The organism is Nocardioides sp. BE266 (assembly GCF_031457855.1).
In the GTDB taxonomy this organism is placed as follows: domain Bacteria; phylum Actinomycetota; class Actinomycetes; order Propionibacteriales; family Nocardioidaceae; genus Nocardioides.
This window is the reverse complement of the sequence record NZ_JAURTI010000005.1, coordinates 238076-254851: the sequence shown is the minus strand read 5'-3', so window position 1 is coordinate 254851 and position 16776 is coordinate 238076. Positions and strand designations below refer to the sequence as shown.

Sequence of the window (16776 nt, the reverse complement as noted above, 5' to 3'; positions counted from 1 at the left end):
GGAAGTCAGCAGGAGGTCGCCGTGCCCGCACCCGTCCCGCCCGACCACGGGCTCGAACCGATCGAGCAGGCCTCCGTCGACGAGCTCCGCGCCGTCCAGCTCGAGCGGCTGCAGTGGTCGGTCCGCCACGCGTACGAGCACGTCGACCACTACCGGTCGGCACTCGACGAGGCGGGGGTGCACCCGGACGACATCGGGGAGCTCGCCGACCTGGCGAAGCTGCCGTTCACCACCAAGGAGACGCTGCGGCAGAACTACCCGTTCGGGATGTTCGCCGTGCCGCGCTCCGACGTCGTACGGCTGCACGCCTCGAGTGGTACGACGGGCAAGCCGACCGTCGTGGGCTACACGCGGGCTGACCTCGACGTCTGGGCGACCGTCGTCGCGCGGAGCATCCGGGCGGCCGGCGGCCGGCCGGGGGACATCCTCCACAACGCCTACGGCTACGGCCTCTTCACCGGCGGACTCGGCGCGCACGCGGGTGCCGAGAAGCTCGGCTGCACCGTCGTACCCGTGTCAGGCGGGATGACCGAGCGGCAGGTGCAGCTGATCGCCGACTTCGAGCCCGACGTGATCATGGTGACTCCGTCCTACATGCTCAACATCGTCGACGAGATGGAGCGCCAGGGCCTCGACCCGCGGGTGAGCTCGCTGCGCGTCGGCATCTTCGGCGCCGAGCCGTGGACCAACGAGATGCGCACGGCGGTCGAGGAGCGCCTCGACATGCACGCCGTCGACATCTACGGCCTGTCCGAGATCATCGGCCCCGGCGTGGCCCAGGAGTGCGTGGAGACCAAGGACGGCCTGCACGTGTGGGAGGACCACTTCTACCCGGAGATCATCGACCCGGTGACCGGTGACGTGCTGCCCGACGGCGAGGAGGGCGAGCTGGTGCTCACCTCGCTGACGAAGGAGGCGATGCCAGTCCTGCGCTACCGCACCCGCGACCTGACCCGGCTGCTGCCCGGCACGATGCGGCCGATGCGACGGATCGAGAAGATCACCGGCCGCACCGACGACATGATCATCCTGCGCGGGGTGAACCTCTTCCCGACGCAGATCGAGGAGCTCGTGCTCGGCGTGCCGGAGCTGACGCCGCACTTCCAGTGCGTCCGCGGCCGCTCGGGCAACCTGGACACCCTGACCGTGCGGATCGAGCGCCGCGAGGACATCGGCGTCGACGCGGGGGAGGCCGCCGGCCGGCACGTCGCCGACCTGGTCAAGCGCGTCATCGGTGTCACCGTCGGCGTCGAGGTCGTCGAGCCGTTCGGCATCGAGCGCTCCGTCGGCAAGATGCGGCGGATCGTGGACCAGCGCCCGACGTCCTGACGCCCACACGTGTCCACGAAGCCGCCCTCGAAGCCGCGATCCGGGGGCGAGAAGTCGGACACGTGTCGACGTACGGCGCCGGGGGAAGCGTCCGCCGACGTTATGTCACTTCGCGCGGGTTGACAGTGTCAGTCGCGCAGTGCCCAGCGGAGGGCGTCCGGGAGGAGCACGCCGGCGTCGTGGCTGTCGTGACCACCGTCGCCGAGCTCGAGCCGGACGTCGTACCCGGCCTCGTGGAGCGCGGCGGCGGTCCGGAGGTTCTCGGCGACCCAGTTGTCCTCGGGCTCGTCCCAGCCGAGGTCGCGCCGACCCACGTGCAGGAACACCCGGATCGGCCTGCGCGCCTCGGTGGCCAGCAGCCGTGGGAACGGGTTGCCGCCGCACACCTGCGGGAAGCTCGACGAGAAGCCGACGACGGCACCGAAGGAATCGGGCCGGTGCCACGCCGCGGTCAGCGAGGCGTTCCCGCCGCTGCTGAAGCCGCAGAGAGTTCTCTGAGAAGGATCCTCAGCGAGGTGGACGTGCTCACCGACCAGCGGGAGCACCCGATCAGCCAGGAGATCGGCGTAGGTCGCGTCGAAGGCGTCGTACTCGCCGTTGCGGTCCTCGGCGGCGTCCACGAAGACGCCGACGGTCGGCCTGATGGACCCGGAGGCCACGAGGTCGCCAAGGACGATCCCGGCGCGCAGGTCGTCGTCCGGGTCGAGGAACCCGGCGCCGTCCTGGAACACGACGCACGCCCAACCGTCGGGAGCCTCCGCCTCGGGCACGTGCAACCAGACCCGCCGATCGTCGAGGTCGAGCAAAGTCGTGCGTCCCATGCGCGAGAACCTACCGAGAGGGGCTCAGGAAGGGGTTCTTGAGTGTGGATATATCGCCGATAACTGACATTATGTCAGATAGCCCGGATTCCCGGCGCCGAGAGGGGCTCCCCCTCAGACCGCCTCCAGGACGAAGAACAGGAAGCACAGGAACGACGTCCGGTCGCCGATGCCGTCGGGCAGCAGCTCGCGCGGCGTGTCCGGCGCGTACGGCGGCTCGCTGACGACCGAGATCCGGAAACCGGCGTCGGTGAACGCGTCGGTCATCGCGTGCAACGGCCGGTGGAAGAACGTCAGCGGCACGACGTGTCCGTCGAACGTGTAGTCCTCGGTGTAGGCCGTCGTGGCGAAGTAGTCCTCGTCCGGGTAGACCACGGGACGGATCACCGGGTGGTTCACGACCACCACGAGGCGGCCTCCCGGCCGCAGCACCCGGCGCAGCTCGGCCAGCGGTCCCGACCAGTCCTCCAGGTAGTGGAGCACCAGCGACGCCACGGCGTCGTCGAACTCCCCCGTGCCGAACGGCAACGGCTGGGTGAGGTCGGCCACGAGCAGCGTCGCGTCGTCGCCCAGGCGTCGACGTGCGATCTCCACCATCTCCGGGCTCGCGTCGAAGCCGGTGACGTCCGCGCCCCGCTCGACGAAGTCCGCCACCAGCGGCCCGGAGCCGCAGCCGGCGTCGAGGATGCGACGCCCCGAGACGTCGCCGAGCAGGTCGAGCACCGCCGGACGTGCGTAGTGGGCGTTGAACAGCCCGGTCTCGTTCTCGCGGGCGTAGGCCTCGGCGAACCCGTCGTAGTGGTCGGCCTTCATGTCATCCACTCCTCCTCCGGCACGCGCGGCCGTCCGTCCGGGTTGCGCGGTCCCCGCAGCCCCGAACGCTGTACGACGCGCTGGATCGCGAGGTCGCGCTGGTCCACGCGACCGACGTACCGGATGTCGCGCAGGCCCTGCTCCTGGGCGGCCGACTCGAAGCAGAAGTGCCCGAAGCCGAGCAGCCGCCCGTGCAGCGGCTTGCGGACCGTGATGTCGAGGATCCGCGACAGCGGCATCGTGGCCAGCTGCTGCGAGAGCACCCCGTGCACCCGGAAGACGCGCATGTTGGTGACCACGAACCGGTCCATGTGCTCGCGCATCGCCCGCCACCAGGCGTGCACGAGCACGACCATGCCGACCGAGAACGGCAGCCAGGCGAGGTCGGCGCGCACGACGGCACACCACAGCACCAGCGCCACCCCGACAGCCGCCTCCAGCGTTGGGAGGACGTAGACGATCCCGTGGTGCCGGACCTCGTCCACGACCACCTCCCCCTCCTCCCGCAGGAGGTGCCTCCTGATGTCAGGCCCGGACAGCATCGGCGCGTCCTAGAGCGCGCCGAAGAAACGGATCAGAGCCTGGAACAGCTGCGTTGCCATCCCCCAGGCCGCATCGGCGCTGGTGCCGGCGGTGTCAGCGAGCCCCTTGGGGTCGTTGAACATCCAGAACCCGAGGAAGACCACCCCGAGGGCAAGCAGAAGCTTCTTGGCGTCCATGAAAGGGTGACTCCCGAGTGTGTCGACGACATGGGCCGCGGACATGCCTACCAGAACTGCCGCTCGCATCGGGTCAGGCACGCCTAGGCCTCCGCACTCCCCTGCTCCAGCAGCCCGGCGTACACCGGGACCATGTCGACCCAGCGCGCCTCGTCGGCGTCCCGCTCCCTGCCGGCGACGTGCGAGGCGAGGTCCTCCGCGTGCACCTGCCACCCCGCGCCGTAGGCCGCGAGCTGGTCGACGGGCATGCCACGCTCCTCGATCACGAGGCGGGTGCCGCCGTCGACGGAGGTCAGGATCGCCTCGATCGTGGACTCCTGGTCGGGACTCTCGTCCTCCCACGTCGTCACGAGCAGCCTGTGCGGACGCTCGCACACGTCGACGCGACCGGAGCCCTCCCAGCCGCTGGTGAAGCGCGCGGTGAACGACCCGCCCACCGCCATCTCCCCCGAGACGTCGGCGATCCACCGCACCAGCCGGTCGGGATCGGTGCAGGCCTGCCAGAGGTCGTCGATGTCGGTGGCGTAGACGTCCTCGACCCGGACCGCTCCCCTCTGGTCGTCGAGCCGGTGCAGCGTCCCCAGTGTCCTCACGAGTCCTCCTCGGTCCGTCGCGCGCGCCTGCCGCGCGCGACCTCGGTGTGCAGTGCGTCGAGCCTGTGCTGCCAGAGGGCCCGGTAGCCCTCCAGCCACTCGTCGACCTCGATCAGCGCCTCCGGGCGGAGGCTGTAGATGCGGCGCTGGGCGTCCTGCTCGACCGAGACCAGCCCGGCCTCGCGCAGCACCCGCAGGTGGCGCGAGACGCCCGGCCGCGCGATCGGCAGCGCGTCGGCGAGCTCGCCGACGGTGGCCGGGTGGTCGCGGAGGATCTCCAGCATGGTGCGACGGCTCCCGTCCCCCAGTGCCTGCAGTACGGCGTCCATGGACCGAATGTAACAGGTGTGGTACGTACCCGCAAGGGTACGCACTGCAGCATGCGGAGCGGCCACGCCGGCCGTGGGCGGCGACCCGCACGCCGGCCTCTTGCCGGGCGTCCTACGTTGGAGCCATGGCCACCACACCGACGTACACGCTCAACGACGGCACCACGATCCCCGCGATCGGCTTCGGCACCTACCCGTTGAAGGGGGAGGACGGCACTGCCGCGATCGTGGGCGCGTTGGAGGCTGGCTACCGTCTCGTCGACACCGCGGTGAACTACGAGAACGAGACCGAGGTGGGCGAGGCGATCCGCCGCTCCGGACTCCCTCGTGACGAGGTCCTCGTCGCCAGCAAGATCCCCGGTCGCCACCACGCGTACGACGACGCCATCACCTCCGTGCGCGAGTCGCTCGGCCGCCTCGGCCTCGAGCGCACCGACCTCCACCTGATCCACTGGCCCAACCCGAGCCAGGGGAAGTACGTCGAGGCGTGGCGCGCGCTGGTGCAGCTGCAGAAGGACGGCCTGGTCCGCTCGATCGGTGTCTCGAACTTCACCGAGGAGCACCTGGAGCGGATCATCGACGACACCGGGGTCGTGCCGGCGGTCAACCAGGTCGAGCTGCACCCTCGCTTCCCGCAGGAGCGCATGCGCGAGGTGCACGCGAGGCTCGGGATCCGCACCGAGGCGTGGAGCCCGATGGGCAAGCGGCGCGCACCGCTGGAGGAGGACGCCGTCACCGCGGCGGCGCAGGCCCACGACGTCACCTCCGGGCAGGTGATCCTGCGCTGGCACGTGCAGCTCGGGTCGTTGCCAATCCCGAAGTCCGGCGACCCGCAGCGTCAGGCGCAGAACCTCGACGTCTTCGGCTTCGAGCTCACCGACGCCGAGGTGGCGGCGATCTCCGGGCTCGGGGAGGACGACGGGCGGCTCTTCGGGGGCGACCCCGACACCCACGAGGAGATGTGAACGGGCGCTGGCTATCCTCGGCGCCATGCTGAAGCGCCTGGCCACCGTCGCCGCCTGCCTGTCCGTCCTCGCCCTCGCCGCCTGCGGCAACGAGAGCGACGGTGCCGACTCGGCCAAGGACACCTCCTCGGCGTCCCCGTCCGAGTCGACGTCCGAGTCCACGGACGCGGGGGCCACGGGCAAGACCACCTCGTGCGAGTACCCCTCCGACGGCCAGGAGCCGGCCAAGAAGGTCGACCCGCCGAGCGAGGACGCGCAGGCCGAGGGCACGGTCACGGCCACGATGACCACCAACTTCGGCGACATCGGGCTCACCCTCGACGCCGGCACCACCCCGTGCACGGTGAACTCCTTCGTGTCGCTGGCCGAGCAGGCGTTCTACGACGACACCCCGTGCCCGCGCATCGGCGACCAGGAGGGCTTCGGCATCCTCCAGTGCGGCGACCCGACGGGCACCGGCGCCGGTGGCGCGGGCTACTCCTTCGCCGACGAGCTGAGTGGCGAGGAGACCTACCCCGCGGGCACGCTGGCGATGGCCAACGCCGGGCCCGACACCAACGGCTCGCAGTTCTTCCTGGTCTTCCGCGACTCGCAGTTCCCGCCGAGCTACACGGTCTTCGGCACGATCGACGACGAGGGCCTCAAGACGATCGACGCGATCGCCAAGGAGGGCAACGACAACTCCAACCCGGCCGGCGGCGGTGCCCCCAACAAGGAGGTCACCATCGAGAAGGTCACGATCGGCTGACCTGCTCGTAGTCGATCCCGGCGCCGAGCTGCACCGTCCGGGAGACGGTGCACAGGCGGTCGTGCGACATCTCGATGGCGCCCGGCACCCGCTCGCGCGCGGCATCGCCCTCGGCCCCCTCCGGGAACCGGACGTCGAAGGTGACGCGCAGGTCGACCAGGTGGTTGCCGTGCTCGTCGCGGACCTTGCGGCCCTCCGCGTGGGCGTCGTACGTCGTGCTGGAGACGCGCTTGTGCGTGATCGCCTCGACGTCGAGGGCGCTGCAGCCGGCGATGGCGGCCAGGAGCAGCTCGACCGGCGTGAAGTCGGAGTCGTCTCCCCCGGTGCCGAAGAACGTCTCGCCGCCGCGGGCGTTGGTCGCCTTGAAGCGGGCCGGACCGATCCGGGTGAGCTCGACGCTGCGCAGGTCGTCAGTCATGACCGACACCCTGCCAGAGGGGGGATCGGGCAGGGTGCCGGCTGCCGCGCCGCCCGGCGTGCGGCCGGGCGTGCGGCTGGGTCCGACGTTGGGGGCGTCGGACGAGGGGCCGCGCTGGGTCAGCGGGTGGCGCGACGCGCGGCGCGACGGGCGCGGCGCTCCTCACGGCGGGCGATCTCCACGGTGCGCAGGAGGGCGCGGTCCTCCGCCGAGTGAGCCCGTGCGTCGACGAGGCTGAAGGCGAGGTGCAGCTGCGTGGTCATGGAGATCTGTCCTTTCGAGGGGGGACCCTCACGTGATGAGCACTGGAAGTCCTACACAGCGATGTGTAAGAAGTAGCCGCTCCTTTGCGGCTCTTACATTCTACGGCCGCAGAATGTCCCGTCCCCCATCCACGACGGGGTGATCTCGGACACCAGTCCCGGGCCTCGCGCGGGGGTCCTCCGGCTAGGGTCGGGGGCGTGACGAGCGAGCGGGTACGACGGCCGGGACCGTCCGTGCGCACCCGCGTCGTGGAGCACTCCGACGGGTCGGAGGTGCCGCGCGAGGACCGGCTGATCACCGAGGAGCCGCTCGAGATCCGGGTCCGCCCCGACGGCCTCGAGGCGCGTCGGGTGTGGGTCACCATGCGCACGCCCGGCCACGACTTCGAGCTCGCCGCCGGCTGGCTGGTCAACGAGGGCATCGCGACGCCCGCCTCGATCGCCCAGGTCGCCTACTGCACCGACGCCGACCTGGCGCCCGAGCAGGAGTTCAACGTCGTCACGGTCGCCCTCACGGGCGCCACCGACGTGCCCCACCGGCACGTCGCCGCGTCCGCCGGGTCCTCCGCCTGCGGCGTGTGCGGCAAGGACAGCGTGACGGAGGCGCTGGCCGTCCGGGCCGCTGCCCCGTGGACGGGTGACCTCCCCGGCGCTGACGTCGTACGACGCCTGCCGGACGCGCTGCGCGAGCGTCAGTCCCTCTTCGACCGCACCGGGGGTGTGCACGCCGCCGGGCTCGCCGAGGCCGACGGCACCCTGCTCGTCGTCCGGGAGGACGTCGGCCGGCACAACGCCGTCGACAAGGTCGTGGGCGCACGCCTGCTCTCCGGCGAGTCCGCGGCCGCCGCCTGCCTGGTCCTCAGCGGCCGCGTCGGCTTCGAGCTCGTCCAGAAGGCCGCCGCCAGCGGGATCGGCTCGATCGTCGCCGTCGGCGCCCCGACCAGCCTCGCAGCGAGTCTCGCCCAGGAGGCCGGCATCGCGCTGTGGGGCTTCACCTCGCCGGGTCGGACCGTCCAGTACGTCTGAGCCCTCGGTGGCCCGGCGTGGTGGCCCGGCGCTGTCGGTGCGGCCGCCTAGGTTCGTGGTGTGCGCATCCTCCACACCTCCGACTGGCACCTGGGAAGGTCCTTCCACCGTGAAGGGCTGCTCGGGCACCAGGCGGCGTTCGTGGACCACCTCCTCGAGGTGGTGGAGTACGAGGGGGTCGACGTCGTGGTCGTCTCCGGCGACGTCTACGACCGCGCCCTCCCCCACGTCGACGCGGTGGCACTCGCCGACGAGGCGTTCGCCCGGCTCGCCGCGTCGCGGGCGCAGGTCGTGGTGAGCAGCGGCAACCACGACAGCGCTCAGCGTCTCGGCTTCGGCTCGCGCCTGATGGATGCCGCCGGTGTCTTCGTGCGCACCGACGCCGGCACGGTCGGCACTCCCGTCCTGCTCGGCGACGAGCACGGCGACGTCGCGATCCATGCCCTTCCCTACCTCGACCCCTCCGCGCTCCTCGAGCCCTGGGGACTCACGCACCGCAGCCACGAGGCAGCGCTGTCCGAGGCGATGACCCGCGTGCGGCGCGACCTCGCCGCCCGCCCTGCCTCGACCCGGTCGGTGGTGCTCGCCCACGCCTTCGTCGCCGGCGCGACCCCCAGCGAGTCCGAGCGCGACATCAGCGTCGGCGGGGTGTCCCGCGTGGCGACGAGCACGTTCGACGGCATCGACTACACCGCACTGGGCCACCTCCACGGCCCGCACGTCCTGTCCGACGCGCTGCGCTACTCCGGCTCGCCCCTGGCCTACTCCTTCTCCGAGGCCGAGCAGGTCAAGGGTTCCTGGCTCGTCGAGCTGGGCGCCGGTGGGTTCGAGTCCGCCCACTGGGTCGACGCGCCGGTGCCGCGGCGGCTCTCGCGCATCCGCGGCTCGCTCGACGACCTGCTGCTCGACCCTGCGCTGGCCGACCGCGAGGACGACTGGGTGCAGGCCGTCGTCACCGACGTGCCACGACCCGCACGAGCGATGGAGCAGCTGCGGCGACGCTTCCCCCACACCCTCGTGCTGCAGTTCCCGGCGGCCGCCGTCGAGGCGAACACCCCTGCTCCCCCGGCGCCCGGGCGCAGCGACCACGGCATCACGCTCGACTTCCTCGCGCAGGTCCGCGGCGTGCCGGCCACCGACGCCGAGTCCGCCCTGCTCCTGCAGGCCGTCGACGCGTGCTGCCACGACCCCGACCAGGACGTCCTGGTGTCCGCCGGGAGTGGCGCGTGAGGCTGCACCACCTCGAGGTCACCGGCTTCGGCCCCTTCGCCGACCGGGTGCGCATCGACTTCGACACGCTGTCCGACGCCGGACTGTTCCTGCTCAGCGGCCCCACTGGCGCGGGTAAGTCGAGCGTGCTCGACGCCGTCTGCTTCGCGCTCTACGGCGACGTCCCGGGCGATCGCGCCACGGCGAAGCGGCTGCGCTCCGACCACGCCGGCGACGACGTCGTGCCGCGCGTGGTCCTCGAGGCCACCCTGTCCGGCCGGCGCTTCCGCATCGACCGGTCACCGGCGTGGACCCGCCTGAAGAAGCGCGGCACCGGGCGCACGACCGAGCAGGCGCGCGTGGTGATCTCCGAGCGTCGCCCCTCCGCCGAAGGCGACGACGCCTTCGAGTGGCACCCGCTGAGCACCCGCCTCGACGAGACCGGCCACTTGGTGACCCGACTGGTCGGGATGACCCTCCCGCAGTTCTGCCAGGTCGCCCTCCTCCCGCAGGGGCGGTTCCAGGCCTTCCTCCGGGCGCGCTCCGAGGAGCGGCACACCCTGCTCCAGCAGGTGTTCCAGACCGAGCGCTTCGACCGGGTCGAGCGCTGGCTGCGCGACCGCAGGGTCGAGCTCCGGCGGACGTCCGAGACCCACCAGGCGGCGCTCGCCGACCTGGTGAGCCGGGTCAGCGAGGTCGGTGCCGCGGAGCCTCCCGACGACTGGGCGGCGGATCCGGTGCTCCTCACCCCCTGGATCGAGCAGCTGGCCGCCGGCACCACCGCCTCGGCCACCGCCCAGGAGATCCAGGTGGCCGCCGCCGAGTCAGCCGAGGCCGCCGCTGGCGAGGCCTCGACGGCCGGCCACGAGCTGGCCTCCCTGCGCGCGGCCCACGCGTCGGCCCTCCGCGCCGCGTCCGCGCTCGAGGCCGAGCACGTCGCCCACCTCGCCCGGCAGGACCAGGCGTCCGCCGCCCAGCGCGCCCTCGCCGTACGACCCCTCCACCAGGTCGCCATCGCCGCGCGCCGGGCCGAGGAGCAGGCCGCGGCGGACTTCCAGCAGGTCCGCCTGGCGCTGGCGGAGCTCGTCGGCGAGGGCGACCTCGACGACCACCAGGTCGCCGACCACCTCCGCTCGGCCACCGCGACCCTCACCGACGTGGCCCGCATCAGGCCCCTCCAGCAGGAGGTCGACGCCCTCTCCGTCGAGCTCGACGGCCTCGCTGCGTCCCGTGACGAGGCGCGCAGTGCGCTCGCACGCCTCGCGGCGCGCGCCGAGGAGCTGCCCGCCCGGTTGGCAGCACTCGCCCCGCAGCTCGAGGAGGCCACCGCGGCGGTGGCCCGCGCCGCCAGCCTCGAGGCTGACGTCCAGCTCGTCGACACCCGGATCGCGGCAGCACGGGCGGCCGAGCGGCTCACGACCGAGCTGGCCGGCGCGGAGCAGGCGCTGCGCGAGGCGACCGAGGCCCGGCTCGAGGCGCGCGAGGTCCTCGTCGTCATCCGCGAGCGCCGGCTCGACGGCATGGCCGCTGAGATCGCCGGCAAGCTCGCCGTCGGCGCCTGCTGCCCGGTCTGCGGATCGGCCGACCACCCCTCGCTCGCCGCCCCGGCGCCGGGCGCACCCGACGAGGTGGCCGAGCGGGAGGCCCGACGCGGGGTCGACGACCTCGAGGCCGTTGTCGAGGCCCACGCACAGCAGGTGCGCGGCCTGGTGGCCCGGCAGGCCGCGGCGCTCGCCGAGGCCGGCGACACCGTCGAGCGCCTCGCGGCCTCGCGCAGCGACCTCACCGCCGCGCTCGACGAGGCGCGGCGCGACGCGGGTTCGGTCGACTCGCTCGCGGCTCGGCGCACGGCCCTGGCCGACGAGCTCGATGTCCTCGTCGGTGAGCGCGACGACCTGACGGCCGCGGCGACGCGGCTCGACACCGACGCAGCGGTCCTGGCGTCACGGCTCGACGGGCTGCGCGACCAGGTCGCCGCCGTGCTCCCCGACGGCACCGACCTCGACTCGTTCACGGCAGGGCTCCAGGCGATCGAGGCGCTGGCCACCCGGTGCCTCGACGCCACCGCCCACCTCGAGCGTGCCCGCGCCGAGGCCGAGCGCGCGGACTCAACTGCTGAGACGTCGGCGGTCGACGCGGGCTTCGAGAGCGCGGACGACGCCAGTGCCGCCTGGTTGTCGACGAGCGACCTCGCAGCGCTCCGGCACCTCATCGAGCAGCACGACCGGGACGTTGCCCGGATCGACGAGCAGCTCGCCGACCCCGACCTGGTCCGGGCTGCCTCGGCCGAGCCACCCGACCTCGAGCGGCTGGCCCGCGACCTCCACCGCGCCCGGGAGGAGGCCACAGCCGCCCGCGCGCTCGAGGCCCGGCTCCACGACCGCCGCCGACGGCTCGACGGACTCGCCGACGAGATCAGGTCCGCGCTCGCCGCCTGGCTGCCGGTGCGCAGCGACCTCGACCTCGTCGCCGACCTCGCCGCGATGGTCGAGGGGAAGCATCCCGACAACCACCTCCAGATGCGGCTCTCGGCCTATGTCCTGGCCCACCGGCTCGGCCAGGTGGTCGACGCGGCCAACCTGCGGCTCTCCACCATGAGCGACCAGCGCTACTCCCTGGTCCACACCGGCAGGCGCGGCGCGGGCGAGACCCGCGGTGGCCTGAGCCTGCTCGTGCGCGACGACTGGACCGGCGACAGCCGCGACCCGGCCACACTGTCCGGCGGCGAGACCTTCGTGGTGTCGCTGGCGCTCGCGCTGGGCCTGGCCGACGTGATCACCGACGAGGCCGGCGGCGCCGACCTCGACACGCTGTTCGTCGATGAGGGCTTCGGCTCGCTCGACGCCGAGACCCTGGAGGACGTCATGGACACCCTCGACACCCTCCGCGACGGCGGCCGCGTCGTCGGCGTGGTGAGCCACGTCCCCGAGCTCCAGACCCGGATCCCGACGCAGCTGCGGGTGCACCGCGGGCGCCACGGCAGCCGGACGTCCCTGCAGACCGCCTGACATCCTCTTTCGATAGGTTCCTTTCATGAGTGCGCCCGGGCTCGACCCGACCTTCACCGACCTGCCGCACCGTCGCCTCGGCGACGTCGCCCTGGCCCGAGCCCAGGAGCTCGGCGCCAGCCACGCGGACTTCCGGTTCGAACGCAACCGCTACCAGTACCTCGGCGCCCGCGACGGCGTGCTGCAGACGGCGAGCGACGCCGAGGACCTCGGGTTCGCGGTCCGCGTGGTGCACGGCGGTGCGTGGGGCTTCGCCTCCGGCGTCGTGCTGACCGACGACGAGGCCCGGCGAGTGGCCGAGACGGCCGTCGCCGTCGCGAAGGTCGCCGCCGCGATGACCACCGTGCCGGTCGAGCTCGCGCCCGAGCCGGTCCACGACGACGTCACGTGGGTCTCCGGCTACGACGTCAACCCGCTCGACGTACCCACTCCGGAGAAGGCGGCGCTCCTCGTCGAGTGGACCGAGCGCCTGCGAGCCGGAGCGGCGGTCGCCCACGCGACCGCGTTCCTCCAGCAGGTGCAGGAGAACAAGTACTACGCCGACCTCACCGGCACCCGCACCACGCAGCAGCGGGTGCGGCTCCAGCCGGGCTTCGAGGCGACCGGCGAGGACGCCAAGACGGGCATCTTCGACTCGATGGCGTCGATCGCCCCGCCCGTGGGTCGCGGCTGGGAGTACCTCACCGGCGCCCACTGGGACTGGGACGCCGAGCTGGCCGAGGTGCCCGACCTCCTGGCCGAGAAGCTCAAGGCGCCCAGCGTGGAGGCCGGCACCTACGACCTCGTCGTCGACCCGTCCAACCTCTGGCTCACCATCCACGAGTCGATCGGCCACGCCACCGAGCTCGACCGCGCCCTGGGCTACGAGGCCAACTACGCCGGCACCTCGTTCGCGACCTACGACAAGCTCAACACCCTGCGATACGGCGCCCCGGTGATGAACGTCCAGGGCGACCGCACCCAGGACCACGGCCTGGCCACCATCGGCTACGACGACGAGGGCGTGCAGACGCAGGCCTGGGACATCGTCCGCGACGGCGTGCTCGTCGGCTACCAGCTCGACCGGTCGATGGGCCACCTCAAGCCCGAGCTCAACGAGGGCCGCTCCAACGGCTGCGCCTACGCCGACTCCCCCGGCCACATCCCGATCCAGCGGATGGCCAACGTGTCCCTGATGCCCGGCACCGACGGGCTGTCGACCGACGACCTCATCGGCAAGGTCGAGCACGGCATCTACGTCGTCGGCGACAAGTCGTGGTCGATCGACATGCAGCGCTTCAACTTCCAGTTCACCGGCCAGCGGTTCTACAAGATCACCGACGGCAGGCTCGACGGGATGCTGCGCGACGTGGCCTACCAGGCAACCACGACCGACTTCTGGGGCTCCATGGAGGCGGTCGGCGGCCCGGACACCTGGGTCCTCGGCGGTGCCTTCAACTGCGGCAAGGCCCAGCCGGGCCAGGTCGCCTCGGTCAGCCACGGCTGTCCGTCCGCGCTGTTCCGCGGCGTCAACATCCTCAACACCATCGACGAGGCAGGCAACTGATGACGACCTCCCCGGGCAGCACCGCACAGCAGCTGGTCGAGCACGCGCTGGCGACCTCGACGGCCGACGACTGCATCGTCCTCGTCCACGAGGTGACCAGCGCCAACCTCCGGTGGGCCAACAACACGCTCACGACCAACGGCGTGATGACCGGGGTCTCGGTGACCGTGGTCAGCTTCGCGGCCGTCGCCGGGGGCATCGCCACCGGCTCGGTGTCGGGCAGCGCGGCGACCACGGAGCAGGTCACCGCCCTCGTGGAGGCCGCGGACGCGGCCGCTCGCGCCGGCTCCCCCGCGGAGGACGCCGCCGAGCTGCTCGCCGACGTCACCTCCCCCGACTGGGACCTCGAGGCCGAGACCACCGACATCGGGGTCTACGACGCGTTCGCCCCCGCGCTCGGCGACGCGTTCGGGCAGGCGGCCGCCGAGAACCGGCTGCTCTACGGCTTCGTCAACCATGACGTCACCACGACCTACCTCGGCTCCACCCGCGGCCTGCGGCTGCGCCACGTGCAGCCGACGGGTCACTACGGCTGCACCGGCAAGGACGCCTCGCTGACCCGCAGCGCCTGGGTCGGCGGCGCCACCCGCGACTTCCGCGACGTGGACGCCACCCGGATGGCCGAGTCCGTCGCCCAGCGGCTCGCGTGGGCCGAGCGCCGCATCGACCTGCCCGCCGGACGCTACGACACGATCCTCCCGCCGTCAGCGGTGGCCGACGTGATGATCGACGCCTACTGGGGCGCCGGCGCACGTGTGGCCCACGAGGGCGAGTCGGTCTACAGCCGTCGCGGTGGCGGCACCCGCATCCACGACAAGGTCGCCGCCCCGGGCGTGAGCCTGTTCTCCGACCCGGCCTACCGCGGCCTGGAGTGCGCCCCGTTCGTGGTGGCGGGCGCGTCCGACAACACCGACTCGGTCTTCGACAACGGCCTGCCGCTCGAGCGCACCGACTGGATCCGCGACGGCCTGCTGACCGGCCTCCTGCAGACCCGTCACTCGGCGGGGATGACCGGGCAGCCCGTCACGCCGATGATCGACAACCTGGTCCTCGAGGTCGGCGACGGCGCCGGCACGATCGACGAGATGGTCGCCGGGATGAAGAGCGGCCTGCTGCTCACCTGCCTCTGGTACATCCGTGAGGTGGATCCCCAGACGATGCTCCTCACCGGTCTGACGCGCGACGGCGTCTACGTCGTCGAGGACGGCGAGATCGTCGGCGCGGCCAACAACTTCCGCTGGAACGAGAGCCCGATCGAGCTGCTCAACCGCTTCAGCGCGGCCACCACGACGGTGCCCAGCTTCAGCCGCGAGTGGGGCGACGACTACTTCTCCCGCACCGCCACGCCTGCGCTGCGGATCCCCGACTTCAACATGTCGAGCGTCTCGCAGGGCGTCTGAGGCCCGACCTGAGTCGGGCCGTACGACGTCAGCGCAGGCGTCGTACGCGCTCGCGGTGGCGTGAGCTGTTGTCGCCGTCGATCCCGGACTTGCGGGTCTTGGAGATGTGGTCGATCTTCTCCCGGCCGCCCTGCACCGGCTTCGCGTCGATGAGGGTGTCGCGCTCGTAGGCGTGCGACTTGTCGGTATTGCGGTAGTAGCGGAACAGCGCCCAGTAGGTCGCCACCGCACCCGCCGGCCCGGCGGCGAGCAGCCAGACGGGCGGTCCGTCGGTGGCCATCACCACGACGTCCACGACGAGCCCGCTCACGAGAACGCCACCAGCAGGAACCCGGCGAGGCCCTCGAGCACCGTGCCGACGGTCATCGCGGCCAGCACGAGCCGCCACTGCGAGACCGGCACGCTGCCCATGGTCTCGCCCGTGCGGGCGTTCACCGCGATGTAGTGGAGCATCTTCGTGTCCTCCTGGAAGTAGGAGTAGATCCACACCGGGAGGTACATCGAGACCCACCGGGAGCCGCCGACGTCGAGGCCCTCCTGCTCCCAGCGCACCCCGCGGTCGAACTCGGAGATCGAGCCCTCGACCTGCGACCGACCGATCGAGAGCAGCTGGGTCTCCAGGATCGGCTGGAGGTCGGCGACGTCGAGGTCGCGCTTCTCGCTGGTGAACCCGACGAGATAGCTGGAGTTCCACTTGACGGCGTTCTTGGTGTCGAACGGCAGCACGGTGTTGACGATGTTGTTGGTGGTCGACCCGCCGAAGTCGGCCCGATCGGCGGCGCCTTCGATGGTGAGGTCGTCGACGTTGAAGGCGACCGTCCGGTCGACCCGGAACACGTCGGCGGCGTAGTAGGTGACGGTGTCGTCGCCGTTCTTCTCCGTCCAGCGCCGGGTCTGCACCTCCCCCGTGCCGGTGTACGACGCCTCGGCGCGCGCGTCGATCACGAGGTAGGGCAGGTAGACGCCGAGCACGTTCTCGGGGACGAACTCCTTCTTGAACCGCGGGTGCGCGAACAGCTGGCGCTTGGACGCGAACTCGCGGATCTTCGCCACGGCCTCGTCGTGCGTGAGCCGGAACGGCAGGACCGCGTCGGGCACGGCCCCGTTGGGCGTCTGCTGCTGGATGTTGAGCGTGTGGCGGCACCAGTGGCAACGCGCGTTCATCGCGTGCGCCGTGTCGATGACCACCTCGGCGCCGCAGCCGCCGCACTTCAGGGTCATCACGTCGCTCGCGTCGACGGCGATGTCCTCCGCGCCGCCGGCGATCACCGTGCCCTGGAGGTCGTCGATCCCCTCACCGAGGCCGAACTCCTCCTCGACCCGCGCCTCCTGCCACTCGTGGCGGCAGAACAGGCAGACCAGCATGCCGGTCGACCCCCGCAGCCGTACGTCGGTGGAGCCGCACTTCGGGCAGCGGTTCAGGCCGTCGGCGAGGGACTCGTTGACGGTCGCGATGTCCGGACCGGGCTCGGGCTCGGCGCGCGCGGCGGCGAGCTCCTCCTCCAGGGACAGCGGTGGGCCGTCGAACGGAGAGCTCCCCGGCTCGCGGGGAGGTGTGGCGTCCTGCGTCATCTCACGTGTTCCTCGTG

The 16776-nt window shown here is 71.9% G+C and carries 18 protein-coding genes; 8 read left to right on the top strand and 10 right to left on the bottom strand.

What is annotated here, in order from left to right:
* The first annotated feature begins 21 nt into the window (after window positions 1-21).
* Entirely contained in the window at window positions 22-1329 is a 1308-nt protein-coding gene (gene paaK / locus J2X46_RS16640) for a phenylacetate--CoA ligase PaaK (RefSeq protein WP_310252498.1), read from the top strand.
* 128 nt (window positions 1330-1457) lie between these two features.
* Here the strand turns inward: paaK and J2X46_RS16635 are convergent, their stop codons facing one another.
* The 6 genes from J2X46_RS16635 to J2X46_RS16610 all read right to left on the bottom strand — a co-directional run bounded on the left by J2X46_RS16635 (window position 1458) and on the right by J2X46_RS16610 (window position 4604).
* Window positions 1458-2150, bottom strand: a complete 693-nt coding sequence (locus J2X46_RS16635; RefSeq protein ID WP_310252496.1) for an alpha/beta hydrolase-fold protein — start codon at window positions 2148-2150, stop codon at window positions 1458-1460.
* A gap of 114 nt (window positions 2151-2264) precedes the next feature.
* Window positions 2265-2963 carry a class I SAM-dependent methyltransferase gene (locus J2X46_RS16630; RefSeq protein ID WP_310252494.1) on the bottom strand — a complete coding sequence of 233 codons (699 nt, stop codon included), beginning with the start codon at window positions 2961-2963 and terminating at the stop codon, window positions 2265-2267.
* Window positions 2960-3505, bottom strand: coding sequence for a PH domain-containing protein (locus J2X46_RS16625; protein WP_310252492.1), 546 nt, complete (start codon window positions 3503-3505; stop codon window positions 2960-2962). The genes J2X46_RS16630 and J2X46_RS16625 overlap by 4 nt, the downstream gene beginning before the upstream one ends.
* Before the next feature lie 9 nt (window positions 3506-3514).
* Complete coding sequence (locus J2X46_RS16620) at window positions 3515-3682, bottom strand: hypothetical protein (RefSeq protein WP_310252490.1); 168 nt, start codon at window positions 3680-3682, stop codon at window positions 3515-3517.
* Between the two features lie 83 nt (window positions 3683-3765).
* On the bottom strand, window positions 3766-4275 hold the full coding sequence (locus J2X46_RS16615; RefSeq protein ID WP_310252488.1) for an SRPBCC domain-containing protein: 510 nt from the start codon (window positions 4273-4275) through the stop codon (window positions 3766-3768).
* Complete coding sequence (locus J2X46_RS16610) at window positions 4272-4604, bottom strand: metalloregulator ArsR/SmtB family transcription factor (RefSeq protein WP_310252486.1); 333 nt, start codon at window positions 4602-4604, stop codon at window positions 4272-4274. The genes J2X46_RS16615 and J2X46_RS16610 overlap by 4 nt, the downstream gene beginning before the upstream one ends.
* 125 nt (window positions 4605-4729) lie before the next feature.
* On the opposite strand from J2X46_RS16610, the gene J2X46_RS16605 reads away from it, so the two are divergent.
* Window positions 4730-5569, top strand: coding sequence for an aldo/keto reductase (locus J2X46_RS16605; RefSeq protein WP_310252485.1), 840 nt, complete (start codon window positions 4730-4732; stop codon window positions 5567-5569).
* Between the two features lie 25 nt (window positions 5570-5594).
* The gene (locus tag J2X46_RS16600) at window positions 5595-6317 is read left to right on the top strand and encodes a peptidylprolyl isomerase (protein ID WP_310252483.1); all 723 of its coding nucleotides are present in this window, start codon (window positions 5595-5597) and stop codon (window positions 6315-6317) included.
* Here J2X46_RS16600 and J2X46_RS16595 read toward each other — a convergent pair.
* Both J2X46_RS16595 and J2X46_RS16590 read right to left on the bottom strand, forming a co-directional pair.
* Window positions 6304-6735, bottom strand: coding sequence for an OsmC family protein (locus tag J2X46_RS16595; RefSeq protein ID WP_310252481.1), 432 nt, complete (start codon window positions 6733-6735; stop codon window positions 6304-6306). The genes J2X46_RS16600 and J2X46_RS16595 overlap by 14 nt on opposite strands.
* Window positions 6736-6854: 119 nt before the next feature.
* Window positions 6855-6998: a hypothetical protein gene (locus J2X46_RS16590; protein ID WP_310252480.1), complete on the bottom strand. Its 144-nt coding sequence runs from the start codon at window positions 6996-6998 to the stop codon at window positions 6855-6857.
* Between the two features lie 198 nt (window positions 6999-7196).
* Between J2X46_RS16590 and J2X46_RS16585 the strand changes: the two genes are divergently transcribed.
* Genes J2X46_RS16585 through J2X46_RS16565 form a run of 5 tightly spaced genes read left to right on the top strand, consistent with a single transcriptional unit; the run spans window position 7197 to window position 15187 of the window.
* Window positions 7197-8024, top strand: a complete 828-nt coding sequence (locus J2X46_RS16585; protein ID WP_310252479.1) for a formate dehydrogenase accessory sulfurtransferase FdhD — start codon at window positions 7197-7199, stop codon at window positions 8022-8024.
* Between the two features lie 60 nt (window positions 8025-8084).
* Window positions 8085-9254 (top strand): exonuclease SbcCD subunit D, encoded by a 1170-nt coding sequence (locus J2X46_RS16580; protein ID WP_310252478.1) that lies wholly within the window; start codon window positions 8085-8087, stop codon window positions 9252-9254.
* Window positions 9251-12241 carry an SMC family ATPase gene (locus J2X46_RS16575; RefSeq protein ID WP_310252476.1) on the top strand — a complete coding sequence of 997 codons (2991 nt, stop codon included), beginning with the start codon at window positions 9251-9253 and terminating at the stop codon, window positions 12239-12241. Before J2X46_RS16580 ends, J2X46_RS16575 begins: the two co-directional genes overlap by 4 nt.
* Window positions 12242-12266: 25 nt before the next feature.
* Window positions 12267-13787, top strand: a complete 1521-nt coding sequence (locus J2X46_RS16570; RefSeq protein ID WP_310252474.1) for a TldD/PmbA family protein — start codon at window positions 12267-12269, stop codon at window positions 13785-13787.
* Entirely contained in the window at window positions 13787-15187 is a 1401-nt protein-coding gene (locus J2X46_RS16565) for a metallopeptidase TldD-related protein (RefSeq protein WP_310252472.1), read from the top strand. The genes J2X46_RS16570 and J2X46_RS16565 overlap by 1 nt, the downstream gene beginning before the upstream one ends.
* Window positions 15188-15215: 28 nt before the next feature.
* Here J2X46_RS16565 and J2X46_RS16560 read toward each other — a convergent pair whose 3' ends face one another.
* Together J2X46_RS16560 and J2X46_RS16555 are read right to left on the bottom strand one after the other, a co-directional pair.
* A complete protein-coding gene (locus tag J2X46_RS16560; protein WP_310252470.1) occupies window positions 15216-15497 on the bottom strand; it encodes a hypothetical protein in 282 nt (93 codons plus the stop codon).
* The gene (locus J2X46_RS16555; protein WP_310252468.1) at window positions 15494-16759 is read right to left on the bottom strand and encodes a hypothetical protein; all 1266 of its coding nucleotides are present in this window, start codon (window positions 16757-16759) and stop codon (window positions 15494-15496) included. Before J2X46_RS16555 ends, J2X46_RS16560 begins: the two co-directional genes overlap by 4 nt.
* Between the last annotated feature and the right edge of the window lie 17 nt (window positions 16760-16776).

Bases quoted from the DNA above. Each gene is read 5' to 3' on its own strand.
- J2X46_RS16635 (WP_310252496.1), bottom strand. From the start codon at position 2,150: ATGGGACGCACGACTTTGCTCGACCTCGACGATCGGCGGGTCTGGTTG.
- J2X46_RS16630 (WP_310252494.1), bottom strand. From the start codon at position 2,963: ATGAAGGCCGACCACTACGACGGGTTCGCCGAGGCCTACGCCCGCGAG.
- J2X46_RS16625 (WP_310252492.1), bottom strand. From the start codon at position 3,505: ATGCTGTCCGGGCCTGACATCAGGAGGCACCTCCTGCGGGAGGAGGGG.
- J2X46_RS16620 (WP_310252490.1), bottom strand. From the start codon at position 3,682: ATGGACGCCAAGAAGCTTCTGCTTGCCCTCGGGGTGGTCTTCCTCGGG.
- J2X46_RS16610 (WP_310252486.1), bottom strand. From the start codon at position 4,604: ATGGACGCCGTACTGCAGGCACTGGGGGACGGGAGCCGTCGCACCATG.
- J2X46_RS16605 (WP_310252485.1), top strand. From the start codon at position 4,730: ATGGCCACCACACCGACGTACACGCTCAACGACGGCACCACGATCCCC.
- J2X46_RS16600 (WP_310252483.1), top strand. From the start codon at position 5,595: ATGCTGAAGCGCCTGGCCACCGTCGCCGCCTGCCTGTCCGTCCTCGCC.
- J2X46_RS16595 (WP_310252481.1), bottom strand. From the start codon at position 6,735: ATGACTGACGACCTGCGCAGCGTCGAGCTCACCCGGATCGGTCCGGCC.
- J2X46_RS16590 (WP_310252480.1), bottom strand. From the start codon at position 6,998: ATGACCACGCAGCTGCACCTCGCCTTCAGCCTCGTCGACGCACGGGCT.
- J2X46_RS16570 (WP_310252474.1), top strand. From the start codon at position 12,267: ATGAGTGCGCCCGGGCTCGACCCGACCTTCACCGACCTGCCGCACCGT.
- J2X46_RS16565 (WP_310252472.1), top strand. From the start codon at position 13,787: ATGACGACCTCCCCGGGCAGCACCGCACAGCAGCTGGTCGAGCACGCG.
- J2X46_RS16555 (WP_310252468.1), bottom strand. From the start codon at position 16,759: ATGACGCAGGACGCCACACCTCCCCGCGAGCCGGGGAGCTCTCCGTTC.